The organism is Nocardia transvalensis NBRC 15921, assembly GCF_000308875.1.
Classification (GTDB): domain Bacteria; phylum Actinomycetota; class Actinomycetes; order Mycobacteriales; family Mycobacteriaceae; genus Nocardia; species Nocardia transvalensis.
In genome coordinates this window covers 43,906-55,851 of sequence record NZ_BAGL01000055.1, presented here as the reverse complement: position 1 = coordinate 55,851, position 11,946 = coordinate 43,906, and the positions used below count along the sequence as shown (strand labels likewise).

The 11,946-nt window shown below is 69.6% G+C and carries 10 protein-coding genes and 1 pseudogene; 7 read left to right on the top strand and 4 right to left on the bottom strand.

The genetic code is table 11. From position 1 onward, the window contains the following. Positions 1-55 precede the first annotated feature (55 nt). The 4 genes and pseudogenes from ON41_RS17050 to ON41_RS17035 form a co-directional block, all read left to right on the top strand. Positions 56-1,000, top strand: a complete 945-nt coding sequence (locus tag ON41_RS17050) for a LysR family transcriptional regulator (protein WP_051161797.1) — start codon at positions 56-58, stop codon at positions 998-1,000. 141 nt (positions 1,001-1,141) lie between these two features. Further along, positions 1,142-1,714 carry a pyridoxamine 5'-phosphate oxidase family protein gene (locus ON41_RS39080; protein WP_051161699.1) on the top strand — a complete coding sequence of 191 codons (573 nt, stop codon included), beginning with the start codon at positions 1,142-1,144 and terminating at the stop codon, positions 1,712-1,714. Positions 1,715-1,829: 115 nt separating this feature from the next. Next, positions 1,830-2,324 carry a hypothetical protein gene (locus ON41_RS17040; protein WP_157185502.1) on the top strand — a complete coding sequence of 165 codons (495 nt, stop codon included), beginning with the start codon at positions 1,830-1,832 and terminating at the stop codon, positions 2,322-2,324. A 206-nt stretch (positions 2,325-2,530) separates the two neighbouring features. Continuing rightward, positions 2,531-2,955 (top strand): annotated as a pseudogene (locus ON41_RS17035) (hypothetical protein); the annotation flags it as partial. Here ON41_RS17035 and ON41_RS17030 read toward each other — a convergent pair. After that, positions 2,956-7,008 carry a non-ribosomal peptide synthetase gene (locus ON41_RS17030; RefSeq protein ID WP_083905438.1) on the bottom strand — a complete coding sequence of 1,351 codons (4,053 nt, stop codon included), beginning with the start codon at positions 7,006-7,008 and terminating at the stop codon, positions 2,956-2,958. A gap of 206 nt (positions 7,009-7,214) precedes the next feature. Between ON41_RS17030 and ON41_RS17025 the strand changes: the two genes are divergently transcribed. Genes ON41_RS17025 through ON41_RS40325 form a run of 3 tightly spaced genes read left to right on the top strand, consistent with a single transcriptional unit; the run spans position 7,215 to position 9,100 of the window. Further along, positions 7,215-8,228: an iron-containing redox enzyme family protein gene (locus ON41_RS17025; protein WP_040748634.1), complete on the top strand. Its 1,014-nt coding sequence runs from the start codon at positions 7,215-7,217 to the stop codon at positions 8,226-8,228. Next, positions 8,221-8,910, top strand: coding sequence for a HemK2/MTQ2 family protein methyltransferase (locus ON41_RS17020; protein WP_246461616.1), 690 nt, complete (start codon positions 8,221-8,223; stop codon positions 8,908-8,910). The genes ON41_RS17025 and ON41_RS17020 overlap by 8 nt, the downstream gene beginning before the upstream one ends. After that, the gene (locus tag ON41_RS40325; RefSeq protein ID WP_083905416.1) at positions 8,891-9,100 is read left to right on the top strand and encodes a CDGSH iron-sulfur domain-containing protein; all 210 of its coding nucleotides are present in this window, start codon (positions 8,891-8,893) and stop codon (positions 9,098-9,100) included. The genes ON41_RS17020 and ON41_RS40325 overlap by 20 nt, the downstream gene beginning before the upstream one ends. A gap of 92 nt (positions 9,101-9,192) precedes the next feature. On the opposite strand, the gene ON41_RS17015 is transcribed toward ON41_RS40325, so the two are convergent. The 3 genes from ON41_RS17015 to ON41_RS17005 all read right to left on the bottom strand — a co-directional run bounded on the left by ON41_RS17015 (position 9,193) and on the right by ON41_RS17005 (position 11,874). Then, positions 9,193-9,678 carry a CinA family protein gene (locus tag ON41_RS17015; protein WP_040748632.1) on the bottom strand — a complete coding sequence of 162 codons (486 nt, stop codon included), beginning with the start codon at positions 9,676-9,678 and terminating at the stop codon, positions 9,193-9,195. Between the two features lie 115 nt (positions 9,679-9,793). Beyond that, positions 9,794-10,918, bottom strand: coding sequence for an enolase C-terminal domain-like protein (locus tag ON41_RS17010; protein WP_040748631.1), 1,125 nt, complete (start codon positions 10,916-10,918; stop codon positions 9,794-9,796). Then, a complete protein-coding gene (locus tag ON41_RS17005; protein ID WP_040748630.1) occupies positions 10,915-11,874 on the bottom strand; it encodes a TIGR03557 family F420-dependent LLM class oxidoreductase in 960 nt (319 codons plus the stop codon). The genes ON41_RS17010 and ON41_RS17005 overlap by 4 nt, the downstream gene beginning before the upstream one ends. Positions 11,875-11,946: the final 72 nt, after the last annotated feature.

Sequence of the window (11,946 nt, the reverse complement as noted above, 5' to 3'; positions counted from 1 at the left end):
ACCCACGGGTGGTCGGAGTTGCCTCTGCGGCGGGTGTCGTGTGGTCGAATATGGCATGCTGTTTCGCCAGCTCGAGTACTTCGTCGCGCTTGCGCGGGAGCGCCATTTCGCGCGTGCCGCGGCCGCGTGTTATGTGTCGCAGCCGGCGTTGTCGGAGGCTATCCGCAAGCTCGAGCGGGAGCTGAAGGTTCCGTTGGTGCAGCGCGGGCGGAGCTTCGAAGGCCTGACTCCGGAGGGGGAGCGGCTGGTTCTGTGGGCGCGGCGCATCCTTGCCGACCACAACGCGCTCCAGCAAGAGGTGGTGGCCCTGCAGACGGGGTTGTCCGGTGAGCTGCGGCTCGGGGTGATTCCCGCGGCCGCGGGGACCGTGGCTCTGTTGACCGATCCGTTCTGCGCCGAGCACCCGCTGGTGAAGGTGCGGATGGAGACCAGCTTGACATCGGCGGACATCGTCGAGCGGATCCGGCGCTGCGAGCTCGACGCCGGCGTGGTGTATCCGGACGGGCAGGACACCGCCGGATTGTCGGTCACGCCACTGTATTTCGACCAGCACGTGCTCCTGGCGGGTGGCGATCTGCTCACCGGTCGGTCGGGCCGCATCGGTTGGCCGGACGTGGTGGAGCTGCCGTTGTGCCTGCTGCATCAGGGGATGCGCGGCCGCCAGCTCATCGACGATGCCCTGGCGACGAAACATCTCCGAGTCAACCCGCAGCTGGAAACCGACTCGGTGGCAGCGCTTTTCGCTCATGTCGCGGCCGGCCGGTGGGCCACCGTCATCCCGTCGACCTGGCTGCGCACCATGCGTCCGCCGGCGGGCGCGCGTGTGCTGCAGGTGGAGGACCCGTCGGTCACTGCGATGATCGCGTTGGTCACCGGTGTGGCGGAGCCGGTTTCGATGGTGACGCGCGCGTTGTGCGAGACCGCGCGGACGACTCGCATCGAGGCCGCGGTACAACGGCCCCGGGAATCGACCGAGACCGCGACCTTCGGCACCGAGTGATCGCTCCGGCCTATCGAATCGTCGCGTACGTCTCTTGGACGCTCGTGCAGTGCCGCGGTGAGACTTGTTGGACACGGCACCGGCGGCAGTACGGAAGCTTCTTCGATGTCGTCACTTGCGGGCCACCTGAGGTGACTTATTGTGAGCGAACCGGATTTCTTCGGCAACGGCACCTACCACGGGCCGTTCGGCCTCTACCACCGCTCGGATCTCCAGTCGGGCTTATCGAGTGACGAGGGTGCGAGCCCGCCGGTCGATCCCGAGCCGACACGAACACGGCAGCTGTCCGACAGCGACTGCCTACGTCTGCTCTCTGATGTCCGAGTCGGACGGATTGCGTTCTCCCGCTACGCGTTACCCGTGATCAGGCCGGTCAACCACATCGTCGACGCGGAGTTCGTCATCGTGTATGCCGCCGCCGGTATGGGGACCTCGCCCGACCACCACGTCGTCACGTACGAGGCCGACGCGCTCGATCATCGCACGCTGCTCGGCTGGTGCGTCGCGGTCACCGGCTTCGCGGAACCGGTGACCGCCACCCGCGAAATCCACCACTACCGCAATCGATTACAGCGGTGGATCCCCGGACAGCACGAACGGATCGTCCGCATCGTTCCCGACATCATCGCCGGTGTCGAGTACGTCGAACACCACGATCCGGACCCCTCCCATCGACCCGGACCGCCGCTGCCCCCGCCGACGTTCGATCGATGACGCCGATCACTGGTCGGCGGTCCCTATTGGACGTGCGCAGCTTCTGTCTCCGAGGATGACATCCGCTCTGCGGTGGGTTTCATCAGGCTTGCTCGATCCAGGATGGGAGAACGATGTGGTGACGACAGCGCAGATGCGTGCCGTGCTGGCTGTGCTCGATGTCGATGTGGAGACCCTCGTCACGGTGGGCGATACGGACATCGAGCGGGCCGAATTGGCGGCCGTACTGCAGTCGGTGGCACGCCGCGCACTGCGTGCGTCGGTGACGGAGGCGCCGCTGGGCGAATGCGCTCGGGCGTGGTCGGCCGCCGCCGTGGCGGCCACGGTGTCCGGGAACGAGATGTCCGAGCAGGTGCAATTCGACGCGATTTGGCTGCGGCAGCAGATCGCCGCCCTCGCCGTGCGGACGGCGCCCGCGCCGACGCGCGCACTGCTGACAGCCGCCGCACAGGCGATCGATGCCGCGGCGATACTGACCGCGATCGCCCGCAGCCCAACCGGTTACGGCAGCCGGGACGGCTGGCAGGCAGCTCTCGCAGACCTCGCCTGCGCTTTCCGGGCGGTCACCGACGAGCACAACGAACTCACCCGACCCGGTCCCCAAATATGATCGGTGCCCTCGGTGGGTCATACGAGGCACCCTCGTCGGCCAGCTGCTGGTGACCGCCCCGCTGGCGGTCCTGGCGGCCACGCAGGGACCCCTTTCTCCGCTGAGGTTATGGCTTGCCGTCGAGTGCGGTGCGACGCCGTTGGATGGGTGTCATGCCGTAGGTGGCGCGGAATCGGTGGGTGACGTGGGACGAGTCGCGGAAGCCGGGGCGCTGGCGCATGAGTGCGGCGACGGTCCTGTCGATCGTGGCGATGATCCTGTGGCTCATCCTCGATCACGAACTGTGGGAGCGACCGGAATCGCCGTCCGACCGCGGTCGATCGGTGCTCTACAACGCAGCGACCGTAGTCACGCTGGTCACCGGCGTCGCTGTCCTACACGTGGCCCTGTTCGGACTGTTGCTGGGCACGGCAGTCTGACTCTTCCCTCAGAACTGTTCTCGCGGGTTCTGGGGCACGGAGTGAACGTCGCCGATTACCTCACCCTGGCTTGGTTGCTGGCGTCCATCGCGACCATCGGCGGGGCCCTCGGATCCGGTCTCGAAGATGACACCGCGGTGAAAGAAGCGGCATACGGGGTCCGGCAGCGCCAACGCCTCGACAAGCACCGGAGCCCTTCGACCGAGCCATGATTAGAGCCGTCCCCGCCATCGTCTCTCTGTGGGGGAGCGTTGGGCGGCCTGTGCTGGGTGGCGACCGGATCGCTCCATCGGTTCGAGTTCGGCCGGGGCCGTTTCGCTGTCGGCGGCGGGTGATTGCGCGACGGCTGTCAGGTGGCGGTCGAGGAGCGGGCCGATGACCGCGACGACGTCGGAATTGGTCAGTTGTGCGTGGGTTGCCTCGATCCGGTGCTCGATGAGCTTTCCCGTCACGTGCGGCCGCCATATCCGGGCGTCTAGCAGTGCGGTGATGCCGCGGGTCGCGGAGAAATACAGCAGGTCACCGTCGTAGGTGCCCGGCCGGTAACCGTGGGAGAGCATGGTGCCCGCGACGTATCCGCGGTGCAGCCGTTCCAGTTGGTCGGCGCACAGCCCGGCGCCGAAGGCTCGGGCGGTGCCCGCCAGCTCGGCCGCCGCCTCTGCCGCGGTGACCTCGGGCGCCGCGTCGGCGTCCTCGGGTTCGTCGCCGAGCAGGTGCGTCAGCAGATCCCGCATCCGCGGCGCCGGCGGTGGCGCCGCCTCGGCGGGAACGACCACGCTGTCCAGCATGGCCAGCACCGCGACCGTGGCGCCGTCGGCCCGGAGCCGGACGGCGAGGGCGTGCGCGAGCTGTCCGCCGAGGGACCATCCGAGCAGGTGGTAGGGGCCGTGCGGCTGTACGGCGTAGATGGTGTCCAGATAGTGGCCCACCAGGTCGTCGATCGTGATCGCCCGATCGGCCAGTTCGGTGGCCTGCAATCCGTAGATGGGCCGGTCGGTGAGGTAGCTCGCCAGCCCCGAGTAGCACCAGGCCAGCGGCACGGCCGAGTGCACGCAGAACAGGGGCGGCCGAGTGCCGTTGTGGCGCAATGTGAGTAGCGTCCCGAGCGCGTCGTCGCCGGTGTCGTGACCGTCGTAGGCGGCGATGCGCTGGGCGAGTGCCGCGACGGTCGGGGTGGTGTAGAGCCAGCGGACCGTCACCGGGACGTTCGTCGCCGCCGACAGGTTTGCCGAAACACCCACGCCGAGTAGGGAATTGCCGCCCAGTTCGAAGAAGTCGTCGTCCAGGCCGACGCGCTCGGCCCCGACCGCCGTCGCGATGTGGTCGGCGACCAACCGTTCCAGTTCGGTCTGCGGAAGCCGCGTGGACCGCGGTGCGGGTCGCGGAGCGGGTAGGGCGGCGCGATCGATCTTTCCGTTGCCGGACAACGGTAATCGCGCGAGTTCGATCAGCGTGCCGGGAATGAGGCTCGGCGGCAGGATGCCGCGCAGGGTGCGCAGGACGGCGCCGGTGTCCAGGGTGGCGCCGGAGGCGGCGACCACGTAGCCGGCCAGCCGTGCGCTGGGCTCCCGCGCCTCGGTGACGATCACCGTGGCGTAGGCGATCTCCGGCTGGGCGAGCAGCGCGGCCTCGATCTCGGCCGGTTCGATACGCCGCCCGTGCAGTTGAATCTGGTTGTCCAGGCGGCCGTGGAACTCGAATGCGCCGCCGAGGTTCGCGCTCACCAGATCGCCTGTGCGATAGAGCCTTTCACCACGATTGAAGGGGTCGGCGACGAAGCGCGCTGCCGTGCTCACCGGGTCGTGGAGGTAGCACTGGGCGACGCAGGAGCCGCCGAGATAGAGTTCCCCCCGCGCACCCTGGGGAACCGGTCGCAGGCGGGCGTCCAAGACGACGGCGAAGACGCCGGGCAGCGGGCGGCCGATGGTGACCGGCTCGTCGGCGGTCATCGGCGCGGCGGTCTCGGTCACCATGATCGTGGCCTCGGTGGGCCCGTAGCCGTTGTACAGCCGCACGCGCGGCGCCCACTCACGCACCACCGTGGCCGGACAGGCCTCGCCGCCGATCGCCACCACCTCCACCCCCGGGAGGTCGTCCGGGGACATCGTGGCGAGTACGGCGGGCGCGGTCTGGAGCACGGTGCAGCCGACGCGCCGGATCAGTTGCGCCAGTTCGGCACCGGCGAGCACCGTCGGCGGTGCGACCACCAGCTGAGCCCCGGCCGCGAACGCGGCGAGCAACTCCAGCAGATGTGCGTCGTAGATCGAGGTATGCGAATGCAGCAGTACCGAATTCGCCGTGATGCCATACTGCGCGAGCAGATGGTCGATCAGCGGTCCCAAGCCGCGGTGGCCGACCACGACGCCTTTCGGGGATCCGGTGGTCCCGGAGGTGTGGATCAGATACGCCGGGTGCTCGGCGCGCAGTCGCCGGGGCCGGTCGGCATCGCCGACGGGTGTGCCGGGGTACTTGTCGGCCGGTGAGGTGTCGTCATCGAGCACGAACCACTCGATCGCTGCGGGCACGGTGCCCGAGGTATCGCCGTACGGCGCCGGCGGCAGGGCCGAGCGAACCGTAAGTCCCCAGCGGGCACCGCAATTCGCGGCGATCGCCCGGAGGCGTCCGGCGGGTTCGTCGGGATCCATCGGCACGAAACACGCGCCGGATTTGGCGACCGCCCATAGCGCGAGAACGGATTCCAGTGATCTGGGAGCCAGGACCGCGACGAATGTTCCGGGGCCGGCGCCGTGGGCCAGTAACAGGCGGGCCCAGCGTGAGGACTCCTTGTCCAGCTCGGCATACGTGCGGGCACGCTGCCCGTCCCGCACGGCCACCGCATCCGATACTGCTGCGGCGCACAGCAAGTCGGGCAGCAACCGCGTAGGGCCCGCAGTCGGATGTGGTACCGACACCGCTACGGTGCCGCCCAGAGCCATTGCCGGACAGTCCCTTCCGGCCGCGAGGAAACTCCGGAAGTAGTCCAGGAACCTCCGATGCCAGTGCACGACCGTCTCGAAGCGGTAGCAGTGCGGGTTCGCCTGGAAGTCGATACACACCGAGCGCTCGTCGGGTCCGACCTGGTAGCCGTTGACATGCAGGTCGGTCACCGGGCCCAGCGCGAGCAACCGGACGCTGCCGGTCAGGGACCCGACGCGCAGCGGCTCGGTGAAACCCAGCACGTTGACCACGGGACCGAAGCCGTCGCGCAGCGCCTCGTGGTCGTGGCGGATGTCCTCGTGGCGGTGACGTTGGTGGCGCAGGGCCCCGATGACGGTCGAGCGCACCTGCGCGACGACGCCGCCCACGGTCGTGACGTCGAGATCGCGCAACCGCAGCGGAACCACGTTCGACATCGAACTCGCCGACCGGCGCAATGCGGCGGTCGGGCGGGCGGTGACCGGCAGCGTCAGTGTGAGATCCGTGGCGCCGGTCATGCGTGCCAGAAAGCAGGCGAACGCGGCGATCGTCAGCTCGGGGAAGGTGGCGCCGTAGCCGGCCTTGGCCCGAGCGAGCAACTGTGCCGTGTCGTCATCGAGCGCGGCGCTCACCTGGTGGGGCCGGGCCTGGGGAGCGGCCACCCGCCCCGCCAGGCCGACCGGCTCACGGGCTCCGGCCAGCTGTTCGCGCCAGTAGTCGCGGTCGGCCTCGGCGCGGGAGGACCGCTGATAGGCCTGTTCGTCGTCGAGGATCTGGGATATCGACAGTGGTCCGGTGTGGGCCGAGCCGTTGCCGGTGCCGAGAGCGGCCGCGGACTCCCGCTCGCCGGGCGCGGCTGTCGCGGCGCGGTAGAGTTCCGCGGTCCGGCGCAGCACGGCGGCGGCGCCCACACCGTCGAGGGCGATGTGATGGCTGCGCAGATACAGCAGATGTCGGTGCGGCGCCACCGTGAAGACCGCGGCGACGGTCAGCCGGTCGGTGAGCGGATCCAACCGCGCGGTGTGGTCGCGCCGCATCCGATCCCGCGCTGCCGCAACCGGATCGGGCGTGCCGGTCAGGTCCACGATGTCCATCGGCAGCTGTGCGGTGGCGTCGACGCACTGGTGCGGGATGCCGTCGATCAACCGCACTCGGAGCTGTGGCGACTCGAATTCGTGTGCCGCGCGCCGGGCACAGCCCGCCAGTGTGGCGATGTCGAGGTCACCCTCGAGGTCGAGGTACAGGGCCACGGTGACGGGCACGGCCGGATGTAACTGCTGGGCCAGCCACCAGCCCCACTGGGCCTTCGACAGCGGATACGCCGGTGCTGCTGCGATATCCGGTCGCATCGTCACCACGCCTCCCGAGAATTCGGACCAGCTGAAGTATTTGTGGCAAACCTACGGCATCGGACAGCCGGTAGGCCGGTTGTGGCCGCGGGGCACGGCGAGACGGCTCCGTCGCGCGTCACGGACTGCTCCGGCGCCGGGCCGCGTGAAAGCGAAAAAGCTGGATATCACGCCTGTAGGTCGCCTACACGGGAGTATGAGCAGATATGACGGTCACTACGGACATCCGGCCTCGCCCCCTGCCGCGAGCACGCGGCACACTGTCCGAGGCGGTAGCAGAGGTGTTGCGAGCGGTGCCCGGCACACCGATGCCGAAGCCGCGCGATCTCGATCCGTACGGTGAGGATCTGCAGCTGGCCCTGCACACCTGCTATGAGCTGCACTATCAGGGATTCGCCGAGGTGGATCCGGGGTGGGAATGGGATCCCGGCCTGCTGGCCCTGCGGGCCACGCTGGAAACGGCATTTCTGGAGGCGTTGCGCGCGGACGTCCGCGGCGGCGGCGATCTGGAATCCGAACTCGGCGATCTGCTGGTGACACCGACGGAATCGACCGGCCCGGCCGGGTTTCTCCGGGACTCGGGACGCTGGTGGCAGATGCGGGAGTACTTCGTGCATCGGTCGATCTATCACCACAAGGAAGCCGACCCCTACGCCTGGGTGATTCCGCGGCTGCGGGGGCAGGCCAAAGCCTCGTTGGTCGCGGTGGAATTCGACGAGTTCGGCGGTGGGCGCGGGGAACGCGTGCACGCCCGGTTGTATGCCGAACTTCTGGCCGGCGCCGGTCTCGACGCCGAATATCTGCACTACCTCGACGTGGTCCCCGAGCCGATGCTGACGCTGGTCAACATGATGTCGCTGTTCGGCCTGCATCGAAGGCTGCGCGGTGCGCTGGTGGGCCACTTCGCGGCCGTCGAGATCAGCTCCTCGCCGGCGTCGGCGCGGATGGTCGAGGCACTGGAGCGGCTCGCCGCGGATCCGGCCTGCGTCCGGTTCTACCGAGAGCACGTCGAGGCCGACGCGGTACACGAACAGCTGATGCGCACGGAGGTGATCGGCGATCTGCTCGCGCACGAGCCGGACCTGACCAAGTCGGTGGTCCTCGGAATCCAGGTCACCAATCTGCTGGAGGGCCGCTTCGGCGATCATGTCCTGCGCGCCTGGCGATCCGGTCGCACCTCGCTGCGGACGGCCGGGCGATCCGAGGACGTCGATGTCTAGGGCGACCTGGACGGGGGAGCGCGAGCGGATGACGCTCGTGCGGATCCCGGGTGTCTATCGCCCCCAGCACGATACGTGGCTGCTGATCCAGGCGCTGTCACAGTCCGGGATCCCGCCCGGCGGCCGTGCCCTCGACATCGGTACCGGTACCGGGGCGCTCGCCGTCGCCGCGGCCCGGTACGGCGCTCGTTCGGTCACCGCCGTCGACATCTCCCGGCGCGCCGTCGTCACCACCCGAGTGAACTGCCGGTTGCACGGTGTGCCGGTCCGCGCCGTCCGCGGTGACTTCGAGGCTCGGCTCACCGGCGAACGCTTCGACCTCGTCCTGGCCAACCCGCCCTACGTGCCCGCACCGCGCACGGCATCCGGCCGCGGAACGGCACGCTCCTGGCATGCGGGCGACCGGGGCCGGGCGGTGCTGGATCGGTTGTGTGCGATGCTGCCACACCTGCTCGCACCCGGTGGCTCCGCGTTGATCGTGCATTCGGGCCTGTGCGATCCGGATACGACGCTGGCTCAGCTTCGGGACGGCGCGCTCGAGGCCACTGTCGTGACACGCGCGCCGGTGCCGTTCGGTCCCGTCATGCGTGAGCTGGCCCCGTGGCTGGTCACGGCCGGACTGATCGAGCCCGGCCAGAATCGAGAGGATCTGGTGGTGATCCGTGCCGACAAACCCGTCTAGTCACCCGCGCCGGGTCAGAATCACCAGCGAGGGCCCCGCCCTCATCGACGGCCCGGTCGACCTGCTCACTCCGGACGGGCGGACCATCCACTGCGACCGCGTCGTCGTCGCCCTCTGCCTGTGCCGCCGCTCGAAAACCTACCCGCTGTGCGACACCAGCCACCGCAAACAACGCCGCCAGAGCCCCTGACGCCGGAGTCGTCGGCACAGTGCTCGAGTCCGAACCTCTGCTCTGTCGCCGTGCGGCCCGCCGAAGGCATTGTCCTACTGGGGCGTTCACGGCTACCCCGACGTGGGTGGGCTGTGCGTCACGTCGTGGTGCAACAGCTCGAGGGCGCGCCGCACGGTTCGGTGGACCACGTCGACCGGTTCGCCGGCGAATTCCTCGTAGACCGCTCGGGTGCCGTCGGGTGTGGCGATAGCGAGCCAGACGGAGCCGGGTTTCGCGCCGTCCTGGCTGTCGGGGCCGCCGACGCCGGTGACCGCGACGGCGATATCCGCGCGCATCATCGACCGCACGCCCGCCGCCATGGCCCGGGCCGCTTCGGCGCAGACGGGGGAGCAGTCCGGCATGCCCAGCACCCGGCGTTTCACTTCGGTCGCGTAGGCCACGACGCCGCCGCGGAACCATTCGCCGGCCGCCGGGGCCGCACCGAGGGTTGCCGCGATCTTTCCCGAGGTCAGGGATTCGGCGACCGCGACGGTCCACCCGGACGCGCCGATCGCCTCGGCCAGTTCGGAGTCTCGTGATCGCTTGTCGTCCGCCATATCGGCACGCTACCCGCCGAGCCGCGCGGAAAACGTGGTCGGGAGCCAGGACAGCACCGGAGCCCTACCACGAAGACCAGGCTCGAGGCACGCGCTGGGCGGAAGTTGTGAACCGTTACCGCGCAACGGTTGGCGGGCACGTCCGGTACGGCTCGGCCGATTCCGACAATCGCATGCCGTGACCGCAGTCGGTGTCCGGGCGGTGCGGTGGCAGCAGGCCGCCGGCGACCTCGGGTGCGCCGTCGACGAGCAGCGGTTCGAGGCGGGCGTGATCGATGAACCACTCCAGATTCCGCAGGTTCGGCACCGCGGCGGTGACGGGGGCGTGCAGGGCGGGGGCGCAGTGGGCGGAGACGTCGCGGCCGTGCGCGGCGGCCAGCGCGGCGCAGTCGAGGAATCCGCTGTAGCCGCCGCAGCGGGTCACATCCAGTTGCAGGCAGTCCACCACGTCGATCAGCGCCGCCGCGTCGTAAGGGCCGCAGATGTATTCGCCGGCGGTGACGTCGCAGCGCACCGACGCGCGGACGCGTTCCAGACCGTGCGGATCGTCGCTGGTGACCGGTTCCTCGAACCAGACCACGCCGCGGCGGTCGAGTTCGCGGCCGACCCGGCGGGCCCGGCCGACGGTGTAGGCGCCGTTGGCGTCGGCCATCAGCGCGCATCGGCCCTCGGTGAGTTCGGCTGCGAGGGTGAGGCGTTCGAGATCGCGCTCGATCGCGCCGCCCCGATCCTGCCCGATCTTGATCTTCACCGCCGAGCAGCCCGCGGCAAGCCACTGCGAGATCTGCGTGGTGAGTTCACTGTCGGGCAGATTGGTGAAACCGCCGGAGCCGTAGACCGGTGTGGCGTCCCGTGCGGTGCCGAACAGCGCCGACAGCGGCGTCCCCAGCAGCCGCGCTTTCAGGTCCCACAGTGCGATGTCGACAGCGCTCAGCGCGTGCGCCACCACCGAGGTGGTGCCGATACTGCGGCACGCGCGCTGCAATGCGATGCGGCATCCCGTGATATCGAGCGGCGAGCGTCCGCGCAGCAGCGGCGCGAGGTCGTGATCGATGACCGTGCCCGCGGCCGGACTGCTGTAGGTCCAGCCGAATCCGCGCTCGCCACCGGCGGTCAGCTCGACCGCCACCGCCGTCGTGGCGTTCCACTCCAGGGTGCCGTCGGCTTCGGGACCCGGTGTGGGAAAACGGAATACGCTCACCACGACCGCGTCATCGATACCGGGGGCCGCGGCGGTCATGCCGCACGCACCGCGGGCAGGATCTCCTTCTCGTAGGCGGCGAAGAAGCCGTCCAGGTCGGGGCCGATCTGCTGGACGTAGAGTTCGTCGACGCCGGCGTCGAGATAGGCGCGTAGCTGTCGGATATGCCGATCCGGGTCCGGGCCGCTCGCGAATTGCTCCGCCGTGGCCCGCTCGTCGACCAGGCTCATCGCGGCGCCGAAATCCGCAGGGCGGGGGAGGGTCTGGCCCAGCTGGCCGGGCAGCAGCTCGTTGGCCCACAGCCGGTGGGCGACCTCGAGGCCCGCCCGTTCGTCGCGGTCCCAGCTCACCTTCGTGCCCGCTTGCACGGGCTTGTCGCCGCCGCCCGCGGATCGGAAGGTGTGCACCAGATCGGCGTCGGGCAGGGCGGTGCAGTAGCCGTCGCCGATGCGCGCCGCCAATTCCGTTGCCTGCGGGCCGAATCCGGAGACGTAGATGGGCACGGGCCGCTCGGGCAGCGTGTAGATCCGGGCCTCCTGCACGCGAAAGTGCGTGCCGCGGTGGCTGATCGTCTCGCCCCGGTGCAGCCGCCGGATGAGGTGGACCGCCTCCTCGAGCATGTCCAGGCGCACGCCGGGCTCGGGCCACGGGTCGCCGAGAATGTGCTCGTTGAGGGCCTCACCGGAGCCGACGCCGAGCACGAAGCGGCCGTCGAGCTGGACCGCGGCCGTGGCGGCGGCCTGGGCGACGATCGCCGGGTGGATGCGTACGGTGGGGCAGGTCACCGCCGTCGTCACCGGCAGCTCGGTGGCTTCCGACAGCGCGCCGATCGTGCCCCAGACGAAGGGACTGTGCCCCTGCGCGTCGTTCCAGGGATGGAAGTGGTCGGAAATCCACAGCCGCTCGAAACCGGCCTGTTCGGCACGCCGGGCCTGGTCGACTAGCTGCTTCGGACCGAACTGTTCGCTTGCGAGGAAGTATCCGATGCTGGCCATACCGGGCGCCTACCCGGCCCGGCGCGCGGTATGCGCGGGCGGCGTGATCCTGTCACCGGCGAGGCCGGGCCG